A 25,370-nucleotide genomic window follows, 5' to 3' on the forward strand; every position below is an offset into this window, starting at 1 on the left:
TCTTGGCTGGTAATATAAAAAGCCCAATGAATCAAACAGAATCTTCAAAAATTGTCTTATTCATTGTCTTATCTCAGTTTTGCTGCACCTCATTATGGTTTGCCGGTAATGCCATTTTGAATGAGCTCGTTTTAAATTTCAATTTACCTTCTACCGCACTGGGTCATCTTACCTCCTCAGTTCAGTTTGGCTTTATCACTGGCACATTGATTTTTGCATTATTAACTATTGCCGATCGCTTCTCACCATCAAAAGTATTCCTAACCTGCGCTCTTATAGGCGCCTTTATTAATCTCGGTGTATTATTACCTAACAATGGCCTTTGGAGCTTGGTAGCCATAAGGTTCGGAACAGGATTCTTTCTGGCCGGCATTTACCCGGTAGGGATGAAGATTGCCGCTGATCATTTCGAGAAAGGTCTTGGTAAATCTCTGGGCTTTCTGGTTGGTGCGCTGGTATTAGGCACAGCCTTTCCACACTTTATCAAAAGCTTTATCAATTTTTCGGACTGGAAATCTGTGATTATCGGTACAACTTCCTTGGCGGCTACTGGAGGCTTGTTAATGGCGCTCTTTGTCCCCGATGGTCCTTTCAGAAAGGCTGGTCAACAATTAGATGTCTCAGCATTTTTTCGAGTATTTAAAAATTCAGACTTCCGGACAGCTGCCTTTGGCTATTTTGGCCATATGTGGGAGCTGTATACTTTTTGGGCCTTTGTGCCTTTTATTTTAATGGCTTACAATTCAGCCCATCTGGATTCTGTTATCAATGTTCCGTTATTGTCATTTTTAATCATAGGTATCGGTGGCCCCGCCTGTGTCATGGGTGGATATGCTGCTCAGAAGTTAGGCACTAAAAACATTGCAACCTTGGCATTAGCACTTTCCTGTATTTGTTGCCTGCTTTCACCACTGATATTAACCGTTAATTCCAGTTTGATCCTTATTGGTTTTCTGTTGTTTTGGGGAGTGACAGTAATTGCCGATTCACCGTTATTTTCTACGCTGGTGGCGCAAAATGCAAATCCTGAGATAAAAGGGACAGCGTTGACTATAGTAAATTGTATAGGGTTTGCCATAACCATAGTAAGCATTCAGGTCATCAGTTGGCTACAAACTTTTGTTGATGTTCAGTATTTATTTTTGACATTATCTATCGGACCAGTGCTGGGGCTTATCGCTTTATCTAAAAAGGCAGCCGTTTAACATAGTCGAAGCGCCATAGAAAGCTGTTTCTCAATTATTTTATCATCCATTGTAACAATCTCAGCCTTTTTGGATCAAAGGGGAAATTTAAAACAAAAAGACAATGAGAAAATCGATATTATTATTCAGCGCTCTGCTCCTTTCAGCACTTGCTTATGGCCAATCGGCTATCCAAATAGAAAAACAAGGAAATGGAGACCCCATCCTATTCTTACCCGGATTTACCAGTCCGGGAGCAGTTTGGAATGAAACAATAGAAAACCTTCCGCCCTCCTATCAAACTCATACGGTTTCATATGCAGGCTTTAACGGATTGGAACCTATTGGAACTCCATGGTACGCCCCTATTAAGCAGCAGTTGGTAGATTACATCAAAAAAGAAAAGCTATCAAACCTCACCATCATCGGCCATAGCATGGGCGGAAACCTGGCGGTAGAACTTGCTGCCGAACTCAAATCAGAAGTTACGGGATTGATATTGGTAGATGCCTTGCCATGTATGCGTGATTTGATGATGCCCAATGTACCTGCCAGTGCTTTGCAATATGATAGCCCCTATAACAATCAGATGCTTAATATGCCAGATGATAAGTTCAAAGAAGTGGCCTTTAACATGGCGAAAAACATGACGAACACTGACAGCAAAATAGAAGAAATGGCCAACTGGTCAATGATTGCAGATCGTAAGACATATGTGTATGGCTATACAGATTTGCTTAAATTAGATTTACGGCCAACACTTGCTGATATTGAAATCGAGACTTTAATTCTTGGGGCTACTTTCCCTACAGCAGATATGGCGAAACAAACTTTTGAAAATCAATATGCTAACCTGAATAACAAAACCATAAACCTTGCAGAAAATAGCAGGCACTTTATCATGTTTGATCAGCCAGAATGGCTTTATTCGCAAATCACCGATTATTTAAAAAAGAATGTCCAATAACAATGTGCTCTTTGAGCGGCTTTATGCTGAATTCTACCCGATGGTTCATCACATATGTGTAGGTTTCATGAAAGGCAATGGAGAGTTGGCTGAAGATCTTGCTCAAGAGACATTTATCAACACCTGGAGGTCCCTCGATAAATTTAAGGGTGCCTCCAGTTATAAAACATGGATTTATAGAATTACGATGAACACCTGCCTCAAATACATCAGGGATAATAAAATAAAAGATCAGGTTGCTCTCGATCAAAATAGCAAGGTGCTTAGCCAAGATAGTTCGCATCAAGACCATGGTGATGCACATCAAGAACTTTATCAGGCCATTGGCCAATTAAATGAAATTGACAGGCTAATAATAATGATGGTACTGGACGAACTGGAATATAAAGAAATAGCTGATGTAGTAGGAATAAGTGAAAGTAACCTCAGGGTGAAAATCCATAGAATCAAAAAAAGTTTAAAAGAAATGCTAAAAAAATGAGTGATATATTAGACGATTTTAAGGGCCAATGGGATGCTGCTAAAAAGGACAGCGCCAAACAAACAGTTAGTGCCAAAGATCTTGTTGCTGCGGCCCAACAGAAGATAAGAAGTGCTGTGCTCATGCACGTAGGTAATACTGCAGTATTGGTGGTCACCCTGATAGGCATCTGCCTGTTCTTTGTCTATGTTGCCCCGCTTCAGGAAACGCTAAGTCACATAGGCATGACTTTAATGATTGGCGGTTTGGTGCTCAGAATTCTAATTGAATTCCACAGTATCTATCGCTCCACTAAAATAGATTTGAGTGATACTGCTTTTGCCGTTAATAAAAGCTACATGAGCTTCTATACTTACCGAAAGAAAATACACGGATCTGTGACTATAGGAATATTAATAGCATACACAGTGGGTTTTTATATCCTACTGCCAGAATTTGGAAATTATTTTACCCAGGCACAGGTTATTTTATTAGCGCTTTCATATTTGGTAGCTGCTGCCATCTTTGGCTATTCTATTAAAATAGCAATCCGTAAAGAAGTTAAGCTTTTGAAATCACTTATTGATATGCAACAGGAAATAGCTGATGGTGAAGGTTAAGTCTAAACCATAGCTCAAAATCCATTTTGCAATAACAGTGGTTCATTATAAAATTAATTTGGTATTTTTATTACTTTAATAAAGAAAGGTGGCGTTTATCCGTAATATTAGTTGGCTATACGCCACTGGACATAAGTTGGCTATACGCAATTGCGGATAGCATATTGTTATGCACAATGCCGCGCGGACAGAGTAGTGGCCACCGCGCATGGGCACATTTGCTTGCCACACATTCCATCGCGACACCAAAGCAAGCAAAAGAGCCAATTCTTACCACGCTCAACGAAGGACAAGTAGATGGACAAGAAAAAGGAATCCGAACTGAATATTTTTCAAGTTGCTATTGATAAAAAGTCCTACAAAGACTTTCAGCATCGGGACAAACCAGATTTTTGGGTAGAAAGTGTATTTAGATCAACTCTTTATGGAGTAGAGGTTACAGAACTTTTCATTTCAGAAGCAGACGCGCGACTGCACAAAATTTCTGATTATACTGGTGAATTACTAGACCATAAAAAATATAGGCATAAAGATGACATCCAACGTTTGAATGTCAGTGACATAATCCTTGAAAGCCCTAACGGTGAAAGAATTACTGTACCGGCAATTAAGTTGGAGTCAATTACTTTCGCAGAGCATCAAAAGTTAATTGGCCAAAGAATAACGGAGAAGGATAGCCAATTTAATGACTACGCCAAGGAATTGCAGTTTCACCTGCTACTAATAAGGGATAGGACTAAAATTTTCAGAGACAAAAAGCTTGAAGATTTCTATGACATTTTTTTCAATGATGACTTAATTAGTCAAATTGTAAAGTCAAATTTCCGCGAACTTTTTTTAGTACTCGAAATTGAAAAGAAACTATTCAAGGTTCCATTAAAAGGAATGATTTTACTGTCTAAACTATACTTCTTTGATGAGATACTCAAAGAGAAGAAAGTCGAGGATGATGAAGAGATCGAATTGTATGAATTCTTAAAATCATTTTCGGAATTCCTCATTCACGAAGGTTATTCGGAGTTATACATTGAAAGGAGCGAAAATGAAATTGTGCTTATTTGTGGCTGCTGGGGAGTAACGATTGTAAACAATAGAATAACTGTACGAGACCACACCACGTTCGAGCCCGACTTTTTATCAATGGAAAAGATTGAGCGCAAAGATTTAGATGAAGAAACCCAAAAGATCATTGACACAACTAGGAAAAGGTTTGGTTTCAGTACTAGTTTTGCGTTCGAATTAAATGGTGAGAGTGAATGAGTAATGTAGATACGTTCAAGCTGTCTAGCCCTGAAATTGAGGCTGAGATCTATTATCTCTCCGAAGGAGAAGGTGGTCGCAAGACTCCGGTTGGTAATGGCTATCGTGGACAGCTTTACTACAACGGTAAAGATTGGGACGCTCCTCAACAGTTCATGAACAAGGTATGGTGCAATCCTGGAGAGACCGTGAAAGTACAATTACAAACTCTAAGTTCCGAGTATCACGTGGGACAGATAAAGCAAGGAATGGAAATTGAAACGCGCGAGGGATCAAAAACCGTTGGAAGAGGAAAGGTATTGAAAGTACTTCGTGACGATTTTGTGTACTGGGACCAAGAAACATTCATAAGAAACCTGGACAAGAACATAAAACCATATAGTGGAGATGATTTGCTGGGATTCCGAATTGACTTTGACGGCTATCTGACTGAAACTGAAATTATAGACGACATACAAATTGAAATCACAGATAGACCTGAATGCATGATTCTTGTAAAATGCACGTTACTGGACAAAGATTTACCTTGCCGACAAGTAGGTGACAGAATAATTGAGTGCTGGAAAAATGACTTAAGAATATCCAATCATTTATACAAAGTGGACTTGCAATGTAGCTTTGACGACCAGACTTTTAAAAGTCGACTTGAAAAATTCACATTGACTTTTGCAACATGGAGTTCAATCTACTTAACGGGACAGATTATTGTGACTAGATAACGAATGACAAATGACTGGCTCCGAAAAACCACACCAATACCAAAGCCGCACTTGCCGACACACAACCAAAGCTTTGGCATCCGTGTGGTTAAGATTCGTGCAGGCGCGGCACAGTGCATAACAAAATATATAAAACATGCCGGCACGGTTGACGATAATTTATTATTTTGGTGTGCCGGCACGTTTTATATACAGACGTTACCTCCCACAAATACCTATATACGGACAATAAGTGCACACCTTTTCATCCTCCACCTGATCAAATGCCACTTGAGGGTCATAGATTTCGGTGAGCATTTCTTCTAAAAATGATTCGTATTCTTTTGCCAGAGGTCTAAAGTCCAAAAGCTCAGTTTTGCCCTTTTTATTGATCACCCGCCAGCTAAAATCTTCTTTAAATAAATCTTTGCTATTGAATATACCTGGCTCTATGATGTGCTCATCCCCAAACTTTTTCCAGTACAGGTAGCTATAATAAAACACCTGCAAAATGGTCTTATTTTTATTGATGTCCTTTCTTTCTTTTAAGGCTTCAATGGTATCATACTCCTTCTCATCCTTGCCTGTTTTGTAATCAATAACCCGAACCTTTCCATCCTTAAAATCAATTCTATCAATAATGCCTTTGATTTTAACCTTTATAGCCTTGTCTCCAGACTTAATAGGGAATTCCAGATGATAACCTTCCCTGGTACTGGCCTCCAGTCCAAGCACCTTAAATGGCGCATATTGTTTATCATGTTTCAATATCTGATGTGCAAACTTCTTGAGCACTTCAGCCGCAATAATGGTACGGCCTTCTAATTTAAACTTGTCCTTTTTATCAATATGATAGTGCTTCATAAATGCCTTTTCCAAGGCACCAGCTACTCCTGATTCCAACAGAAAGAAATCCTGTTCATGGATAACATCACGCTTTTCTCTTTTGGTGAACTCACCATAAAGTATCTCCATGGCATTGTGCAGAATGTTGCCAAATACAGCAGCGTCCATATCTTCCTGCACCTCATCAGCCTCATAAAGCTTAGCCACATATTTAAAATAGAATTTCAACCTGCAATTGAGATAGGCAATAAGCGCAGATGGTGTCAGCTTAGATTGATCAATGCCTTCATAACCTTCGGTAAAACGAGCCATTCGTTTAAGTACCTCAGGTGTTTTGTGAATGACAATAGGATTGATAGTCTGAGTTTTTACAGGATTTGAAAGCAACCTCCTTTCAATCTTATGATTAGACTCCACCTCTAACTGACGAACAAATCGGCTGATCTCGCCATTGACATTAAACTCAGAAACCGTGTTGTAATAAAAATGCACTTCACTAGCCCTCTGTAGCAGCCTGTAAAACAAATAGGCATACATGGCATCATTGTTCTCATAAACAGGTAAATCAAATGCTCTGCGGATATTATAAGGCACGAACGAACCTCTTCGGGGCTGAGCAGGCCAGCTGCCTTCATTCATATTGAGGATATAAACCTTATCGAAATCCAGATTACGGGTTTCCAAGATCCCCATGATCTGAAGTCCGTCTAGAGGCTCACCAGTGAATGGAACTTTAAAGCTGCGCGCCAGACGTTTGAATAGTGCTGTAAAAAACTCAAAGGTCAATGCTTCTGATTTATCACCTATCATTCGCTCTAGTTGCTGCATTTGCTCATAAAAGCGGCTGATAAATTCAACTTCAAGCTCTTTATCCTTCTCATGCCAGTAGTCATACAATGAGCGCAGTAAACCCAATAGATAATCTATTGGGTGCTCTGACTTCTTAAAAAGTTGTTTTAGCAGTTCATGTTCAAAGTCAAACTCGCTTGCCGGAATGACTATTCTGTTTCGCTTTTTAATTTCATCAAGCCATTTGATTGCCTTTTCTTCCTCCACAGCACTGAGTAATGGATGTAGCAAAAGCTCCTGAACCGGACGGTGATAAAAACTAATGCCTTTAATTTCACTTTCCTTTCTAAGTCTTTGTAGGTCGAGCGCACTTTCCAGCAAACTATAAATTGAAGTATCCTTAAGCGGATAACCCATGGTAATATTTACCTTTTCAATCTCATCAGGAATGCTATGTAAAACCGGAAACAGCATATGCTCCTGAGGCAGCACCACTACTGTTTTCTTTGGCTCAAAATCAGGTGATTGCGCTATTTCTGATAGCACTTCTCCCAAAGCCTTAGCCTGACCAACTTCAAGTGAAACTCCCGTTGCAGTCATCCTTTTTTCAGTATCAATCAGTGCTGGGGGATCTTTAGGAAAAGTCTTGCCTAACAATGTGTCCTTGGAGTACTCACGTAAAAAAGTGCCAGCCTCCTGCTGCGGGTCGTTGAAATAATAAGCATCCAAATCCCAAACAATTTGAGCAGCGCATTCCCTGACAAAATATTTAAAAATTGCTTCTTCACTTTTTGTCAGTGCATTGAAACCCGCGAAATAGAGTTTCTTATCTGTCTTAACTTTATCCTGCTCAAGTCTTTCTGCCAGTGTTCTATAGATCATTCCTCCATAGCCTCTGCCCTGCTGTCTTAGTCGCTCTTTAAACCCTTCATACAGAGGAAGCAGTATCCTCCAAGTCTCCAAAAACAGTTTTTGTGTCTGTGTGGTATCAGGTAAAAAGCTACTCCAAAACGACTGGATAATTTCCTTGTCCTCATCATCTAGAAAATAGAAGGCCTCATCTAACTCTTTCTGGGACTTAATGCCTGTAAACAGATGTTTGGTATCTACCAGATAATGATCTATCTCTTCAAAATCCCTGAGGATCATTTCACCCCAAAAGAAGAACTTGTCAAAAGTCTCACTACGATTTGGGAAGGTTTTGTAAACCTCATACAATTCAAAAATAGCCTCCAACGTATCAATCTTCTCGAGGTGGGTAAACTGCATAAGATAGTCTTCCAGACTAAATACCTCCGGCATGAAAACCGGTTGATCTATTAATTTAGAAAGCTCATCCCTAAAAAACAGTCCCGCTCTTCGATTTGGAAAAATAACCACCGCATTATCCAATTGACTGTTTTCATTTTTGATCCGAATTGCCAACTCTTCAATAAAAGTCTTATGCTTCATGTTGCCCTCCTTCGACTTTCAAAATTTCCTGACTCTCCAGGTAAAAAAGCAATCCTTCTACAGGCTTTTTAATCATCTGACTTACCAGCCGCATGTATTCCCGCATCTGGGCTCTATCTTCATTTTTATCCCTCCCCGTTTTATAATCAATAAGTACGACCTTATCAGCCTTCTGATTGAGCCTGTCAATTCTTCGCATATCGCCATTAGGCAGTAAAACTGGCACCTCGGTTCTCACCTCCCAGTCTTTTTCAAAATACTCCGACAGCGCTAATACAGTTTTGGTTAAATCAGAAAATAAAGGATGATCTTTAAACTGATCTATCTGGTTGGCATAGTGTATCTTGCTTAATACATCGTGGAGTTTTATTCCATGAGCAGCGGCCTCGTTGAACTGTTCCTTGTTTTGGTTTGCTGAGTCACGCATTTGCAAGCGGACTTTACTTCTCCAGCTGTGGGAGCTGTAGTCTTTAAGACTCACTTCATTACCTTTTTGACTTGACTTAATGGGGGCAGGAAGTGTCCCTAAAGTATATTTTTGAGTCTCAACATCCCACTGCTCCTGACCGCTAACCAATTGATAAACCAAATCATTGACTTTGTTCAGGCTGCCTTCTTTTCCCTTAGGGGCAAACATATAAAGTGCCGATTCTGGCCTTGTTACAGCTACGTACAACACATTGAGGTTATCAAGCAAGTTCTTTAATTTCTCATGATGATATTCATCAGCCCAGTAGGTGTTTTGAAGTGCCGTTGCATACTTCAGCGGTACCATTGGCATTAAATTAAATGGCGGCTTATCGATGGTTTCACACCACATAATGCTGTCAACTGCATTATTCTGTTTATCCAATGACCAGCTTAAAAATGGAATGATGACCACGGGAAATTCAAGGCCTTTGGATTTATGAATGGTCAACACTTTGACCGCATTGTTTTCATCAGAAACAATAATTGATCTATTCTTCCTTACATCTTCCCACCAGACTAAGAATGCAGAAATGTCACCACGTTCATTTTTCGAATACTCTAAAACTGCATCCTGAAATCCTTGAAGATAGGTGTACTCTTCTTTGACTTTTGAAAGCTCAAAAATTCTGCAAAGCTCCTCCACTAGCTCATACAGTGGCAATGATTTTAGCTGATGTCTTAATTTGACGAAATCAGTGGGCACATTTTCAGCCCAGTTATCAAGCTGGAAATAGAGTTCACTTTCGTCATCAACTGATTTCTTTAAATACTTTAAATAGGTGCTAAACCAATGCGCCAGCTCTATTTTGTTCTTTTCATCGTGCAGCCATTTGATAACCGAAATTATAAACTGAACCACATGGCTGGTAGTCAAATAAAGCGCTTCTTTACTCACCACATCATACCTGAGGCCAGTAATAGCCTTGTCAGAAGTACTATGCTCTATAAAAGCCCTGGCAATGTTTTTTCCCTCTTGGGTTGTTCTTGTAAGTATGGCTATATCTCTGAGTTCATACCCAGCCTGTTGCAGCTCCTCAACCTTCTGAATGGTATACTCAATAGATAAATCCTTAAAACCTTCCTCAGCTCCTCTTTCTGCCTCAATAAATCGCAGTTCAACCAATCCCTGATCTTTGGCTTTGTGTTCAGGAAGTTTTTGAAATGACTCATTAAAACTGCCAAGTACCTCCTCCATTTTTGCAGCTATCAGTTCTGAAGGGTTATCTATGTAACTGTGCTGAATAAGAGGCTTTAGTCTTTCGAAAATATCATTGTTAAAGCCGATAACATTAGCGGTGCTTCTCCAATTGGTATCTAAATTATTCTCTATTGTGAGCACCTCACCAATATCATGTTTTACCTGATGTTGTAGGAGTTTCCAATCACCACCTCTGAACCGATAGATGGATTGTTTAGCGTCACCCACTACCATGCAAAACTGCCCCTGATCAGTAGCATTTTTAACCAACGGTTTAAAGTTGTTCCATTGATAAGATGAGGTGTCCTGAAATTCATCAATCAGATAATGATCAAATCGGGAACCTACTTTTTCGTAGATATAAGGTGTATCGCTATCAGAAATTATCTTATTCAAAAAATCAGGCAAATCAGAAATGAGCATTACATCATTTTCATCACGATATACCTGCAAATATTTATTGATATAGCTAAGAATACCGAAAGTATAGAAGTAGCGTTTTACCTCAATAGCCGAATAGTACTCCAGATAACCCTGATCATAAAAGTCAACCAGCTCATTGTATTTTGGTAGCACAAATTCACTCAATACATTTTCCAACAAGTCTTTTTGCTTGTCGGTTTTTGTGATCCAGGCTTCAAGATTATCTGCAGCAGCTCTTCTTGAATCTGTAATATCAAATTCAAGCTTTTCAAATTTAATAAACAAGCCAGCCGGACTTCGTGACTTCCCCTTAAAGCTCTCAGCAGACAGGCCTTTACTTTCTAAATAGGCTAACACCTCTTTACTTATAGTCTTCAGCTGCTTTTCAAAACCAAATTGGATTGAATCAAGCTGTTTTTTAATGTCTAGAAGCTGCTTTGGATTGTCGGCCAAGCCAATTATCCTATTAGAGAAGTGTTTGAAATCATCTTTTAATACCTCCTTAGCCAGCTTTCCAATGTCTTTCCTAAAATCCCAGGACTCCCCTTCTTCAACATTTTCTTCTGCATATTGAGTAAGCCAGCTTTTTATCTCCTTGTGCTCGTCATCTCCAATTTCCGAGAGCATTCTGTCAATTACCTGTTGCATTACACTATCAGTATCCAAATCAATTGAAAAAGTGCCTTGCAAGCCCATCTCCCTTGCAAATGACCTGATCACCTGATGAAAAAAGCTATCAATAGTGACAACAGAAAACCGACTGTAATTGTGAAGGATTTCTGAAAGCACTTCTCTGGCTCTCTTTTTAAGCGTAGACTCATCAATACCCAGTTCTGCACATAGCTCTTGAGCCAAGCCCTTTTCTTCGCCAGCCTTTAGCAGTGTTAAAAATTTTATAATCCTTTGTTTCATTTCCTCAGTGGCCTTATTGGTAAAGGTTACACCAAGAATTCGCCTAAACTTGCCCTTACCCATAAGAGCAAGTTTAAGGTATGATTTGGCCAGTGTATATGTCTTACCTGAACCTGCCGAAGAGCGGTAAATGGAGAAGGGTTTTATCATCAAGTCGATAAATTTAGCTAATTCTTAAAGTCGAAGGGTTACAAATATTCAATAAAAAGTATCTTTACATATTAACTAAATTATCAAAAATGAAATACACCTTTTTATTGATCGCCATTGCTCTTTTTACCTTTTCTTGCAGTGAAGAAGATGTTAAAGCTGCCTTAGAAACTGATGCTCCTATTGTCATAGACAAAACTTATGATGTAAACCTGACTGAGAATGATCCTAAAACTATTACAAAAGAAGAAACTCTTAGTACTTCTATTAGTGGACTAACTGTTACTGACGTTAAAATAGATGAATTGACTATTAGTATTGAAAACTACAGTTCTTCAATTGCTGCTGTAAAGCTGAATGAGCTAAATTTTACGATAGAAGGATCAGGCACCTCTGTTACTGTTAGAGATGTTGATATTAGTACAGTAAATGATTCTTATATTGTGACTCAATTCGAAGATATTGCTACATCAGTAATCTCGTTTTTTGAGGATTATCTCTTGGAAAATCCCGAAGCTAAAATTATTTTATCAGGAACGGTAAGTGATGTTCCTGTAAGTTTCGATTTGGTATTACATATGAAACTGACTGTTACAGGGCAGCCGTCATAAGAAAGAATATAACGCATGCTAATTAAAAAAGGGAACCAAATTGGTTCCCTTTTTTAATGGTGTTTGATGTTTTCTTACACGTAATTATTAAGCATAACGGGCATCACCAACATTAAGATGTCTTCATTGTCATCTTTGTCAATTGGTGTTAAAAGTCCTGCTTTATTTGGCTCAGACAGGTGCAAGTTTATTTTCTTAGCATCAAGATTAGAAAGCATCTCAATTAAGAACTTAGCATTGAAGCCAATTTCTATATCCCCGCCATCATGCTCACATGACAGACGCTCATTCGCCTCATTGGCAAAATCCAAATCCTCCGCTGATATCTGAAGCTCACTTCCAGTAATCTTCAATCTTACCTGATGGGTAGTTTTATTGGCATAAATGGCAATACGCTTTAGTGAGCTCAAAAACTCGCTTCTATCGATTGTCATTTTATTTTCATTCTGTTGTGGAATTACATTTTCATAATCAGGAAAACGTTCATCGATCAATCGGCAGATCATTTTAATATTACCGAACTTGAAAAACGCGTTAGATACATTAAACTCTACAGTAACATTTACATTCTCAGAAGGCAATGTTGTTTTCAAAAGGTTAAGCGCCTTTCTTGGGATAATGATAGCGTTACCATTATCAGAAGCTACATCAACCCTTCTGTATCTGATTAACCTGTGACCATCTGTTGACACAAACGTGCAGTTAGAATCCGTTAGATTCATATAAACCCCAGTCATTGCAGGCCTTAGTTCATCATTGCTTGTTGCAAAGATGGTATTGTTAATGGCACTTGATAATACGTCTGTTGACATATCCACAGAGAAGTCATCTGATACTGATGGTACCTTTGGGAAGTCTGTAGCATTTTCACCGGCCAACTTATACCTACCATTATCTGAGCTGATTTCAATACTATATGAATTTTCGTCAATGGTAAAGGTTACAGGCTGCTCAGGCAGGTTCTTTAAAGTTTCAAGCAGAATTCTGGCTGGCACTGCAATGTTGCCGCTCTCCTTAGATTCTACTTCTAATTCAGTGATCATGGAGGTCTGCAAATCAGAAGCCGTAACCACCAACTTATTCTCACTTATCTCAAACAAAAAATTCTCAAGAATAGGAACAACAGGATTGGTTGTAATAACACCATTAATACCTGAAAGTTGTTTAAGCAATACAGACGAAGAAACAATAAACTTCATTATATGTAAGTTAGTTAATGTGGTTTGATTTTAAAGCTCGGTAAAGTTAAAAATAAAATCATTTTTAGGAAACGTGTGAATACTTTATTGCGGCCTTTGATTTACCCTAAAATATTGCTTTGGTTTCGTTACTCGGTTGATAAGGCCTTCTTGCATCAAAGCATAATCTAAAGAATCAACTAAAACCAAATAATCCCCATTTTTCACCTTATCAAAAATAGTTAGCGAATAACTATTTCGCCCAACATCCTTGATCGTGATTTGTGCCTGCGGAGCGCTGGTCAGTTCGTTATACTCCTTAACCTCATCAGCGGAAAGATAGTCATTAACATACAATAATGACACATCATCGAGGTAATCTGTTAACTTCATGGAGTCTGCTTGCATTCCGGCAATTCCATAATCCCTGTCATCAAATTCAATAGTAAAGCCATTGGCCTCTTTTCCTATATACTCAGCCTGAACAGAAACCAGGTTAGCCCAGTTGATATCAAAAACCAAAGGATTACGCCAGCCATTAGCATCTAACTCAAAAAGTCCTGCCAAGTAACTCTTATACCCAGGTATCTCCACCAGATATTTTTCATCTGATTCAGAATGTGCCATATAAGACAATCCTTTTGCTTCCTCTCCCAACACCTGAAACTGTTTTACTTTCTGGCCTTGCTCAAATAATGATACAGTGACTCCTTGCGTAGCAAAACGCCCTGTAATTTGCTCTTCCTGACTTTTAGCAACCTTCCTACGTACCGATACTTGCTTAAGAATAGCAAAAAGAACGCTGATACGTTGAGGGTCTGCTTTATACTTTTCGTTGACAGTCCACTGATTGTTTCCAAAGCTCAAATCAACCTTAACACCCTGAGATTCTATTGTCACCTGATCAACCTCGTTTGTATTTTCATAAACAAACAGGGTTTTATCAATACTGCTATTGCCATCATTACCCTGAATAAAATAAGTAATTATAGTGACTGCTATTAAAACAGTTAAAACAATAATCAGACGTATGTTTTTCTTTCTTTGCATTAGTCTGTTTTGAAACCAGTGTATTTTCTCTTCCTAAGATAAAAGCGAATAACGCCATAGCCAATTAGCAAAATGATAGGCAGCACCAAATTAATCATTTGCCACTTCGTCTTCTCATTACTAATCTTCACTTTGTCCAATGGCCTGATTTTTATCTGCTTGTTCCTTGCTGTTATTAGCCCTTCATCATCAACAAGGTAATTAAGGGTATTTAGGATAAATTCTTCATTGGCATAATCTACACCAGAAAATGGATCGAAGCCTAGCGGCTGCGGACTACCAGTTCGTGGATTTACATCGTTTTTAGCAATGTCTCCATCACTTACAATTACAATCTTAGCATCAGTCGAGCTTTGATCTTTAAACTGCTGATCGTCAACTCCTTCGGGCTTAAACCTATTTTTATATAATGAGGTGAATCTACCTTCCAGTAAATAAGCCACTGGCAGGTTGGCCTTATTCAGCATTTCAGGAGTTAAATTTTTTCGCAAATCCTGAAGAGAAACATTCACAGGTGCTGTCATGGATCGCGAGTACTCTGAAGTAAACATGATAGGAGTTTTCTTTACTCCATCGGCCTTTACTGTATCCATAGTACTCATGAACTTACCAATTACTGCATCCATGTTTCGAGTGATCACATGGTCACCATAGCGATTGATGATCGGATAAAACCACCACTTTATCATCTTGATTTGCGGTTGATCACCAAAATTTCCAACATTCACAGGATAGTTAGAGGCGCTATTATCCTGAATCAGATCATTGTTAATTCTTACCCCATATTTGAACAGCATATCATCCAAATTCAGGTTGTATGGAAAGGAATAATTAGCCTCACTGGAAGCGCTATCCATGTTAGCCTGAAGTTTATCCAAAAGCATAAACAGCTTGCCCCCATTCATTAAATATTGATCAAGATTGTACTTCTCTTTCTCAGTAAATGATGTTGTTGGTTTGGCCAACAACACAGCACCTAAAGAAGGCAGAGGTTTACTAACATCAATAAAACTTAGGTTATAATTGGCATCTAACGAAGTTAGTAAGCTCGCCATTTCCACCTCATCCAGCTCACCATGTCCTCTAATAACTCCAACGGATTTTCTTTCAATACTCGTTAAACCATGAATGGTGGATGCTAAATTATATTCAATGCCTTCAATGGATTGATTGATCTTTTCTTCAGATGAGGCCGCTTTATTTCCACCCAGCAGCATTACTCCCTGCTCTACACCACCATAGGAGACAATGGCACCTGGAAAAATCAACTTTTCCACTCTGTTGCCATCTCTATTATCGATAACATTGGTTGGTTGTATGCCACGTGCCATCAAACCTTGCATAAACTCGCCTCTGGCCTGTTCATTTAGTGCAGATGAAGGGTCGACAAAGGAATATTGCAGCTTGTTGTCTGAATAGATCCTAAACTCCTCCAGCGTTTCTTTAATTGACTTCTGAAGTCTTTTGAAACTTGCATTAAGCTCGCCTTCCAAGTACACCTCAATGGTTACAACATCATCCAATTCCTCCAACAGCTTCTTTGTGGCTGGTTTAATAGTGTATCGCTTCTCTTCTGTTAAATCTATTCTGCCAAAGTATGAAGAGGCCAATAGGTTGATCCAAATGATCAGCACCAGGCCAATCAGTAATTTCAGAATATCTTCAAGTTTTGCTAAGTCTAATTTTACCATCTCCTACTTCCCAATATAAATTTGGTAAACATTAACATTACACCGATTACACTTAAAAAGTAAATTAGGTTTCTCGTGTCCAAAAGCCCTTTACTCATTGCTCTATAATGATAAACTATACCCAACTGCTCTAAAAACAAAGACGCTGCACCCCACACATTTATAGAGGCCAGCGATTCAAAACCGGTATAGAATATAAAGCATAGAAATACGGCTATTATAAAAGATACAATTTGGTTGGTGGTAATTAGTGAAGAGAACACTCCGATAGAAGTAAACACACCTCCCAGAAGCGCAAGACCTATATAAGAGCCTACAACTCCCGCAGTGTCAACATTACCTACCGGATTCCCAAGCTGATAAATAGTGTAGTAATAGACGAGCGTTGGTATAAGTGCAAAAAGCACCAATAAGAACCCAGAAAAATACTTTCCTAATATAATTTGCCAGTCAGTAAGTGGTTTTGTTAATAGAAGCTCTATTGTTCCAGCTTTCTTTTCTTCTGCAAACATCCGCATGGTAATGGCCGGTATTAAAAACATAAATACATATGGCCCTAATGCAAATAAAGTTTCCATATCGGCATAGCCGTACTCTAAAACAGATGTTTCTGGAAATACCCACATTAATAGGCCTATACCTGTTAAAAATACGCTGATAACTATATACGCAATCAGAGAGTTAAGAAATCCGTTAAGCTCCTTTCTCAGTATTTCAAACATTCTTGTTTTTGGTTAATTCCTGAAATACATTTTCCATTGTCACTTCTTCTTGTTGAAGTCCCAACAATGTGAAATTATGCTTAGAAGCAAAAGCAAATATCTTCGGTCTAATATCAGATTCCGTTGTTGCCTTAATCCTAATTTTATTTTCGGTGATGTGATCTGCTGATATTACACCTTCAATAGCCAGCAATCCCTCTACACCAATATTTTCTTCAAACTCAACTAAAACTATAGCGACTTCCACCTGATTAGATTTGAGTTGCTCTATTTTATCGTTGGCCACTATTTCGCCCCTATCTATTACCACTACCCTATCACACAAAGCCTGCACCTCTTGCATTATATGTGTACTGAAGATTACAGTTTTGTCCTTGCTTATCTTCTTAATGAGTGCTCTAATCTCAACGATTTGATTCGGATCGAGACCTGTTGTTGGTTCATCCAAAATCAATACTTCAGGGTCATGGATCAAAGCCTGAGCCAAGCCAACGCGCTGTCTGTAACCTTTAGACAACATCTCTATCTTTTTATTCTGCTCTCTTGTTAGACCACATAAAGTAATCATTTCATCAATTCTTGACTGTAAAGTCTTGCCTTTCAACCCGTGTACATTCCCGATAAATGCCAGGTATTCCCGTACATACATTTCAAGATATAAAGGATTGTTCTCAGGCAGGTAACCTACTTTAGATTTTATCAAAAGTGGCTCTTCAGTCACATCCAAACCACATACTTTAACCGAACCTGAAGATGGAGGCAAAAAGCAGGTAGTGATTTTCATGGTGGTAGATTTACCAGCACCATTAGGCCCCAAAAAACCAAGAATCTCACCCTTCCCTACTTCAAAGGATATATTATTTATAGCCTTCTGTTCTCCGAAAATTTTAGTGAGCTGCTGAACCTGTATTGACATAGTCTTGAATGAACGGCAAATCTATTGCATTGGTCTTACTATGACAATTATTTTTGGTCTAAAGGCGTTTACCGATTATAATTGAACCCAATTACAAAAAATCTGGTTTTCTTTGCTACATGAATTGTTTTAACATGAGGAAGATATTATTTTCTATTATTGTATTTGCTGGTATCAATGGTATGGTAATGGCTCAGGCGTATGAAATCAAATTTCATGTTGATGGGCTAGCCGATACTACAGTTTACATGGGTTACTTCTTTGGCGAAAGTACCTATGTTAAGGACACAGCGCAAGTGGATTCAAAAGGTGACTTTCAGTTTGATGGAAAGAATGCTTTAGATGAAGGAATGTACTTCCTTGTATTGAACAAGTCTCGAGTATTTGATTTCTTGGTCAGTGACGATCAAAATTTTAAGTTAAGTACTTCCACTGAAGATTATTTAGCCGATCTAAAAGTAGAGGGTGATATAGAAAACCAACTTTTTCTGGAAGACATCTTCTTCAACCAAAAAAGCAATAAGGAAGCTGAGCCTCATGTGGCTATAATGAGAGATTCAACAAGCAACCCTAAGCAAATAGCCGAGGCCAGAAAAGCTTTGGATGTATTAAATGACAAAGTAATGGCACATCAGGATGAGATCATTGCTAGTAATCCTGACAAATTAATTACCAAAATATTTTTAGCCAATCGCAGAATAGATATCCCGGCAGCCCCGGAAGGCAGTGATCCAAAAGAGTTTGGGTACTGGTACATGCGCAACCATTTTTGGGACAATTTTGACCTTGGCGATCCTTCATTGTTGAGGTTGGGCAGGGGTATTTATAAAGAGAAAGTAGAGGACTACCTCGATAGGTTATTATTACAACAGGCCGACACTATAACAGCAGAAATAAAGAAAATGGCAGATGTGGCAAAGAAGACTACCGACACTTATAAGTATCTTGTTTGGACAGCAACGTTGAAATATCAAAACCCAGAAATAATGGGACTCGATGAAGTTTTTGTCAACCTCTATGACACATATTTCGCAAGTGGGGAAATGGACTTTTGGGCCAATGAGCAATTAAAAAAGAATTTGAAAGAAAGGGCCGATCTGCTAAGATTAAGTCTTATTGGCAATACTGCCCCTAATATGGTGATGATGGATATCAACAAACAGATGAAGTCGATGTATGACATTAAAAAGAAGTACACCATTCTCTACTTTTTTGACCCTGATTGCGGCCATTGCAAAAAGGAAACACCTATTCTGAGCAAATTTTATAACAGCACCCAATTTGATGTTGAAGTGTTTGCGGTAAGTGCTGACACATCAATGGTAAAAATGGAAAAATATATAAAAGATATGAACCTCAATTGGATAACTGTCAATGGCCCTAGAACTGCAACAGGCTCTTATCATAATAGTTATGATGCCACAACTACTCCAACATTATATGTGCTGGATGATAAAAAGAAGATCATAGCCAAGAAGATACCAGCCACCAGATTAGAGGATTTTCTTGGTCAATATGAGCGCATACTGGCAAATAAGTCGGGTAATCCTTAAAATTTAAGTAACTTTACTGTTTCAAGATCGTACAGTATGTAGGTCAAATACTCAGAACAAAAACAACAAACATGTCAATTCTCAATTCATTATTCGGTAAAAAGAAAAAACAATTTAAAGCGCAGTGCAGCATTAGCAAGGAGCCAGTGGAACAAGGTTACGGCTACTTATTGACTACTGCCCAGGTGGTACAATCTAAAAAGTTTTGGGACAATATTATGACGGAGCCCGAGACAATGTCATACACAGTGTCGCATTTTAAAGGAAATGATAACATGGCAACTCAAATGCGCCAGATGATTTTCGAAAAGCACAGCACCGTAGAAAAACCCTGGATAGTTTCTGACTCTTACATCCATCTTTTTGAAGTTGACAAATCAGAATCTAAACAAAATGCCAAGATGTGGTGGGAAAAGGAAGGTGATTTTACACCGGAAAACACCGGAACTGCCGAGGAAACCCTTGATCCCAATACTTTCAATACAGTAAAAGAATATGCTGTAATGGAAGCTGGAAAGGAAAGAGTGGCCTAAATAACCGAATATTCTTCGGGTATAAAATCATTAACCTTAAATTTTAAGCACCTCTTTATTAGCACCTCTTTAAGAGTAGGCTTTTGCTAAAGCTTGGAGTATCATCTATACGAGATATGGAATTAATGAATTGAATAACTAGTTAAAAAAACTTAATAGTTAAATATTCATTGATTCCATTTTTTCAATCTCCATAATTCCAATTTAGCTTCTTCGACAATCCTCTAAATTAGAGCGCATAGAAGATATTGTAATAACATCATCCTATTAATGCTACTAAGTTATCCGCATCCCGCGGAGCCAATTTCACTTTGTATACTAAACCTTTCCCACCTATAAAATTTAATCATTATACCTACTACTAGGTATATCAAAATACCGAATCAGCGCTATTGAAGCAAGGCTTTGATTAACAGTTATTTGTGAAACGTTTTTTGAATAAACTAAATCCACAAATAAAATTTCAGAACCATGAAAAATGCTACTCTAAAAATGGCGCTTCTGCTTGTTTTACTGACTGTCGGTATAACAGAGATAAATGCTCAAGGCTTTAAAGGACTCAAAGATAAGATGAAATCAAAGCTTGGGGGAGGCGGACGAGATGTCTTTCCAGAAGTATGGAGTGGAAAAACAGAAAGCTCAGCCAATGTATACTCATGTGCGAGTCCTAATGGGAACTACGCTTTAACAACTTCAAGAAATGATATGGCATTAATTGACGGTACCTCAGGTGAACAACTTTGGTACAATAAATTTAAAGAAGCTACTGATGGAGTAATTACTAACACTAACTACCAATTCGTACTTTGGGAAGCCAATACCCTTCTACTGTTCGATTCAAAACTTGGTAAAAACGACAGAATAGCGGGAATCAATCTTGCTGATGGATCCATTATGTGGACACTTGATGGATTTCAGATTCCGAAAAATACAATTGAAGATGCTATTGCCTATATCCCAGAAATGAAAGCTTTTGCTTTTAGTTTACCAGAAAAGACTGTAATGATTGATGTGAAAGAGGGGGAAATAATTTGGGAAACTAATGAGTTCCGAGGGGCGATTGGTCGACATATTTATTTGGAAGACAAAGGGGAGATCGTTATGATTAATTATATGCGAAATTCTGTTGACATATTAGCCGCAGGTTTCCAAAACATAAATGCTATCGCAAAACTCAACATTAAAACTGGGGATGTAATATGGAAGACAGAGCATCAAGGCTTTGGTGGCAAAAAATATATCACTAAAGAAAGACAAGGTGAATTGAAAATAGAAGGTGATCGAATCTTCGTGATTTATAATGGCATTCAGGTATTTGACCTAGCTTCAGGCAAGAATGTATGGAGTGCATTTTACAATGAGTCTATCAGAATTTTAGTTGAGCCGGCAAACTTAAAAAAAGGCATCAACATTGGAGGGGGTAAAACTGGTGGACTTAAAGGTGAGACCTATGATGCTATTGCTGAGCCATTAATTACAGAAGATGCTGTGTATGTAGTGCTGCAGGAAAAAGACAATAAAGTACGTAGGAAGTACCTACAAAAATTTGATCTGGCTACAGGTAAACTACTTTGGACTTCCGAAAAAATAAGTGATGCAAAAGCATTACCGAGACTTGCTTTAATAGATGGAGTTTTGGTAGCACAAATCGGTGGATTAGTGAATCAGCAATATTATGGTTTATTCAAAGGTTACTCTTCAACTGATCCTTCTGAGTATTGGGCTTGGGTAAATGAGTGGGTTTGGGCAGGTAAATTTGGGCTAAAAGGTTTTGATGCCTCTACTGGAGCCAATATCTGGGAGTCTGATAAATTCAAAGGAAGTATTACTAAAATGGCTACTGATGGTCAAAATGTTTTTGCAGCCAGCAATAAATATTTCTACTCTATAAAGGCCAAAAGTGGGGCAGAAAACTATCAGGTGGATTTTAAAGCTACAAAAGTTGGTCAACCAAAATTTTCTTTTGACATTGGCGAAGCAGTGACCATTATGGGGACTAAAGGTGTCACAGCATTCCAAAAGAGCGATGGCGAAGCATTGTATTCTTCAGAGAAGATAAAGAATATAGAAAGAACCTATGAAAGGGGTGGAAAGCTTTATGTTCAGGATGATAAGGATGACTTAACACTTTTAGATCTTGAAACTGGAGAGACACTAGGCACAATAAAAATCCCAAAGCATAATTCCGAGAAAAAGACATTAAAGCAAATGGCTGTTGGTGGTGACGGAAATGAAGAACAATATGCTGTTGTCCGTGAACTAAGCGGAGGTGCAGATCTTACAGAAGATGGTAAATATATTTATGTTTTTGATGGTAATAAGGTGATCAAGTATCAAGCAGAGTAGCAGTCTTGATTCATGTAGACCGGCCTCAAAAGAGGCCGGTCTTATTTTTTCATCCCTAACAAACATCATCATGAAAAAATGGATATTAATTTCTTATCTTATTATCTCCCGCTTTAGCCCGTGCTTCTCTCAAGATATAGAGCTTGTCCTTCAAGCTGGTCATGGACTACAGATCAATGATATTGAGTATTCACCTGATGGCACTAAAATAGCCACCTGTAGCGAAGACTTCACTATAAAAATTTGGGAAATAGCCACTGGTAAGGAGATGACCACCATGTTTGGTCATACTAAAGCCGTTAATGATTTGGCTTTTGCACCTGATTCTAAGACACTGGTATCAGTGAGTGATGACCGCAAGGTGATCATTTGGGATGTGGAAACCGGAAAATCTTTAAAAGTTATCACAGAACACAAGAACAAGGTTTTAGGAGTTGACTATTCTTCAAACGGAGAATATTTCGCCACTTGCGGTACGGACAAAGTGGTGTTACTTCATGATGTGTCAACCGGTAAAATCAAAGAGCTTTATGAGTTTAATAGTGAAGTCAATCGGGTAAAATTTCTTAACAGTGGAGATGTATTGTACACAGAAACGGATAAACTATTAAGTAAAAATGCATTCTTCACTATACCACAAGGTAAAATGTTGACATGGATACCTGGTGGTGGTGCTACCTCCATTAGCTTCGATTCAGAAGATAAAAAATTCATGATAGGGCGTGTTGTGTATGGTACATCAACGGTCAATATTATCAAGGACTGGAACATGATTACAGACTGGAAAAAAAGCAAAGAGCCACTTTGGAAGAGCCTATACCCCTACAACTTTCAGGATACTACTGGTGACTTCAGGGTATTAAAACAGAAGGACAATTTCGACATGAGTAAATCAGAAACTGATATTGTTCGTGGAGGAGGTATTGAAATCGGTTTATCGGCTTTTTTCTCAAAGGATGGTAAAGATGATGTCATTGCGGCCAATCAGTTCGGAGAATTACTCTGGTGGAAATATGATGACATCAAGTTTTTTCCAAGAACAGCCAATCCATATGCCAAGCTTGATGAGAAAATGGGAAATATGTATGTAACACCATACAAGTTTATAAAAGCGCATAAGGCGCCTATCCTACATGCTGTATCATCAAAGGATGGTAACTACATCTTTACCTCTGCAGATAATGGAGAAATGAAACTTTGGGACACTGATCTGATGAGAAATATTCAAACTTTTACTTCCGGAGCTGTACTACCCATGTATGCAGCAGCTTTTGGAGGCGATGCCAAGACTATGATCTTATCCACAGGCTTAAAGGACAGGTATTTAATAGATTTAACGAGCATGGAGATTATCGAATCCTTTGAGATGGAAGAGATCATCGAGCGCTATGCTTTCAATAAGGATCGCAGCAAAGCACTGATGGGGTTTTACAATAGCTCATATTTCCATCTCATGGATATGCAGACCAAAGAAATATTAAGGACTTTCAAAGGTCATTTGGGTGAAATCACATCCTTATCTTTTTCAGAGGATGAATCCAGTGCCATCTCAACCGCGACCGAAGGAAAAAGAATAACCTGGAGTTTGTCTTCAGGAGAAATTCTTAACAACGAAGTAATCGGCAAGTCAGAAATAGCATCAGCTAAAAATAACAGTAGCTTAGACATAAATAAAGATAAAACCGTTGTGACTCTGAAGTCGGATAAAGGAACTTCAGAACTTACCCACCTCAATAAGATAACTTCGTGGGGTTATACACCTGATGAAAAGTATGCATTCACTGCCAGCATGGATGGCTCTATTGCTTTATGGAATCCAATATCAGGAGAAAATGTAGCCAAGATCATGGTGACTCGAGAGAAGGAAGTGATCGCCATCACCCCTGACTATTACTTTTTGGCGAGTAAGAATGCACTCAAAGGTATTGCCTTCAAATACCAAGGCAAGATGTATCCATTTGAGCAATTCGATTATCAATTGAACCGACCAGATATTGTATTGGAAAGAATAGGATATGCGGATAGCAGGTTGATTCGCGCATATAATGTCGCATTTAAAAAGAGACAAACACAACTTGGTGTGCCTGATGAAGGTATCATGAATTTTAATGTGCCCAAAGTAGATGTAAACTTAGTCGGTTTACCCAGGTCAACACCCTCCAGAAGGTACAAATTCACGGTTACAGGATCTGATGAAAAGGAAGAATTATCTTCTCTTTTAGTGAAAGTCAACGGTGTGCCATTGCCTCAAATAAAAGTTAGTGGTAAGCAAATTACCAAGGAAATTGCTGTGGAGCTTAGTACTGGAGACAATACCGTGGAAGTCAGCCTGATTAATTCCAAAGGCATCTCCTCTTTGGTGCAGTCTTTCGAAGTGAATTATATCAACGAATCACCAAAGCGAGATTTATACCTCATAACTGTTGGCGTATCCAAATATGCTAACCAAGATTTCAACCTCACTTATGCTACCAAAGACGCTGGTGATATTAAAGAATTGCTAAGTGCTCAAAGTGAAATGTTTGAGAATATCCATCATCTCAATTTCTTAGATAATCAGGCGACACCGGAGAATATAACTGCCACCAAAAGCAAGCTTAATCAATCAAAAATTGATGATTATGTTATTTTCTTCTTCGCAGGCCATGGATTGCTTGATAAGAATCTCAACTATTACCTTGGAGCACATAATATTGACTTCTCAAACCCTAATGATGGTGGATTGGCTTATGAAAGTGTACAAGATTTATTGAGCAATATCAAAGCTAGAAATAAGCTTATTCTTATTGATGCTTGCCATTCAGGCGAGCTTGAAAATCAAGCTGTTACAGTCTCCAAAAGTTCTATTAAACCCGAAGGAAAACTTAGTTCCAGGGGTTTTATGCAAGTTCAAGAACGAACAGGGGTGCAAAGAATTATAGGGTTCGGTAATCTTTTCAACTTTATGAAATCGCAATTTGCTGACCTCAGAGAAAACACCGGCACCATTGTAATATCCAGTGCAGGAGGTGCAGAGTTTGCCTTTGAAAGTGACAAATGGAAAAATGGTGTGTTCACTTTTTTCCTTAAGCAAGGCCTTTACTCCAAAGAGGCTGATTTGGATGGAGATGGAAGTATTTATGCCAGCGAATTGCAGCAGTATCTGTCTGAGAAAGTTTATGATGCCACTGATGGTAAACAGCGCCCAACAACTCGGGTGGAGAATTTAAATTATGATATGCTGCTTTATAAATAATACCTGTTAATTAGATTCCGTTTTGTCACAGATTTCTAAAGTTTAGAAAATATTGTTGAGGTACGTGGAATAATTGCATTTCCTTTTACCTAAATCCCTAATATG

At 38.5% G+C, this 25,370-nt stretch carries 18 protein-coding genes; 11 read left to right on the forward strand and 7 right to left on the reverse strand.

Translation table 11 applies throughout. From position 1 onward, the window contains the following. The first annotated feature begins 26 nt into the window (after positions 1-26). From RIB54_RS11100 to RIB54_RS11125, 6 genes are all read left to right on the forward strand, one after another. Positions 27-1,205 carry an MFS transporter gene (locus tag RIB54_RS11100; RefSeq protein ID WP_350100975.1) on the forward strand — a complete coding sequence of 393 codons (1,179 nt, stop codon included), beginning with the start codon at positions 27-29 and terminating at the stop codon, positions 1,203-1,205. Positions 1,206-1,308: 103 nt separating this feature from the next. After that, a complete protein-coding gene (locus tag RIB54_RS11105; protein ID WP_350100976.1) occupies positions 1,309-2,151 on the forward strand; it encodes an alpha/beta fold hydrolase in 843 nt (280 codons plus the stop codon). Continuing rightward, entirely contained in the window at positions 2,141-2,632 is a 492-nt protein-coding gene (locus tag RIB54_RS11110) for an RNA polymerase sigma factor (RefSeq protein WP_350100977.1), read from the forward strand. The genes RIB54_RS11105 and RIB54_RS11110 overlap by 11 nt, the downstream gene beginning before the upstream one ends. After that, positions 2,629-3,231 (forward strand): hypothetical protein, encoded by a 603-nt coding sequence (locus RIB54_RS11115; RefSeq protein ID WP_350100978.1) that lies wholly within the window; start codon positions 2,629-2,631, stop codon positions 3,229-3,231. The genes RIB54_RS11110 and RIB54_RS11115 overlap by 4 nt, the downstream gene beginning before the upstream one ends. A gap of 297 nt (positions 3,232-3,528) precedes the next feature. Further along, positions 3,529-4,491: a hypothetical protein gene (locus tag RIB54_RS11120; protein WP_350100979.1), complete on the forward strand. Its 963-nt coding sequence runs from the start codon at positions 3,529-3,531 to the stop codon at positions 4,489-4,491. Next, positions 4,488-5,210, forward strand: coding sequence for an EF-Tu C-terminal domain-related protein (locus tag RIB54_RS11125; protein ID WP_350100980.1), 723 nt, complete (start codon positions 4,488-4,490; stop codon positions 5,208-5,210). The genes RIB54_RS11120 and RIB54_RS11125 overlap by 4 nt, the downstream gene beginning before the upstream one ends. A gap of 198 nt (positions 5,211-5,408) precedes the next feature. On the opposite strand, the gene RIB54_RS11130 is transcribed toward RIB54_RS11125, so the two are convergent. Both RIB54_RS11130 and RIB54_RS11135 read right to left on the reverse strand, forming a co-directional pair. Further along, on the reverse strand, positions 5,409-8,276 hold the full coding sequence (locus tag RIB54_RS11130) for a PD-(D/E)XK nuclease family protein (protein ID WP_350100981.1): 2,868 nt from the start codon (positions 8,274-8,276) through the stop codon (positions 5,409-5,411). Then, entirely contained in the window at positions 8,266-11,430 is a 3,165-nt protein-coding gene (locus tag RIB54_RS11135; protein WP_350100982.1) for a UvrD-helicase domain-containing protein, read from the reverse strand. The genes RIB54_RS11130 and RIB54_RS11135 overlap by 11 nt, the downstream gene beginning before the upstream one ends. Before the next feature lie 89 nt (positions 11,431-11,519). Between RIB54_RS11135 and RIB54_RS11140 the strand changes: the two genes are divergently transcribed. Then, positions 11,520-12,041, forward strand: coding sequence for a hypothetical protein (locus RIB54_RS11140; RefSeq protein WP_350100983.1), 522 nt, complete (start codon positions 11,520-11,522; stop codon positions 12,039-12,041). Between the two features lie 74 nt (positions 12,042-12,115). On the opposite strand, the gene dnaN is transcribed toward RIB54_RS11140, so the two are convergent. The 5 genes from dnaN to gldA all read right to left on the reverse strand — a co-directional run bounded on the left by dnaN (position 12,116) and on the right by gldA (position 17,598). Beyond that, the gene (gene dnaN, locus RIB54_RS11145) at positions 12,116-13,240 is read right to left on the reverse strand and encodes a DNA polymerase III subunit beta (protein ID WP_350069084.1); all 1,125 of its coding nucleotides are present in this window, start codon (positions 13,238-13,240) and stop codon (positions 12,116-12,118) included. Between the two features lie 84 nt (positions 13,241-13,324). Continuing rightward, entirely contained in the window at positions 13,325-14,269 is a 945-nt protein-coding gene (locus RIB54_RS11150) for a DUF4340 domain-containing protein (protein ID WP_350100984.1), read from the reverse strand. Continuing rightward, positions 14,269-15,960: a gliding motility-associated ABC transporter substrate-binding protein GldG gene (gldG, locus tag RIB54_RS11155; RefSeq protein ID WP_350100985.1), complete on the reverse strand. Its 1,692-nt coding sequence runs from the start codon at positions 15,958-15,960 to the stop codon at positions 14,269-14,271. The genes RIB54_RS11150 and gldG overlap by 1 nt, the downstream gene beginning before the upstream one ends. After that, a complete protein-coding gene (gene gldF / locus RIB54_RS11160) occupies positions 15,954-16,682 on the reverse strand; it encodes a gliding motility-associated ABC transporter permease subunit GldF (RefSeq protein WP_350100987.1) in 729 nt (242 codons plus the stop codon). The genes gldG and gldF overlap by 7 nt, the downstream gene beginning before the upstream one ends. Further along, positions 16,675-17,598 carry a gliding motility-associated ABC transporter ATP-binding subunit GldA gene (gene gldA / locus RIB54_RS11165; RefSeq protein WP_350100988.1) on the reverse strand — a complete coding sequence of 308 codons (924 nt, stop codon included), beginning with the start codon at positions 17,596-17,598 and terminating at the stop codon, positions 16,675-16,677. The genes gldF and gldA overlap by 8 nt, the downstream gene beginning before the upstream one ends. A 134-nt stretch (positions 17,599-17,732) precedes the next feature. Between gldA and RIB54_RS11170 the strand changes: the two genes are divergently transcribed. The 4 genes from RIB54_RS11170 (at position 17,733) to RIB54_RS11185 (ending at position 25,265) form a co-directional block, all read left to right on the forward strand. Beyond that, the gene (locus RIB54_RS11170) at positions 17,733-19,151 is read left to right on the forward strand and encodes a redoxin domain-containing protein (RefSeq protein ID WP_350100989.1); all 1,419 of its coding nucleotides are present in this window, start codon (positions 17,733-17,735) and stop codon (positions 19,149-19,151) included. A gap of 71 nt (positions 19,152-19,222) precedes the next feature. Then, positions 19,223-19,684 carry a hypothetical protein gene (locus RIB54_RS11175; protein ID WP_350063412.1) on the forward strand — a complete coding sequence of 154 codons (462 nt, stop codon included), beginning with the start codon at positions 19,223-19,225 and terminating at the stop codon, positions 19,682-19,684. A gap of 471 nt (positions 19,685-20,155) precedes the next feature. Beyond that, positions 20,156-22,030 carry an outer membrane protein assembly factor BamB family protein gene (locus tag RIB54_RS11180; RefSeq protein ID WP_350100990.1) on the forward strand — a complete coding sequence of 625 codons (1,875 nt, stop codon included), beginning with the start codon at positions 20,156-20,158 and terminating at the stop codon, positions 22,028-22,030. A gap of 70 nt (positions 22,031-22,100) precedes the next feature. Next, positions 22,101-25,265, forward strand: coding sequence for a caspase family protein (locus tag RIB54_RS11185; RefSeq protein ID WP_350100991.1), 3,165 nt, complete (start codon positions 22,101-22,103; stop codon positions 25,263-25,265). Positions 25,266-25,370 lie beyond the last annotated feature (105 nt).

The organism is Fulvivirga sp. (assembly GCF_040218215.1).
Taxonomy (GTDB): Bacteria; Bacteroidota; Bacteroidia; order Cytophagales; family Cyclobacteriaceae; genus Fulvivirga.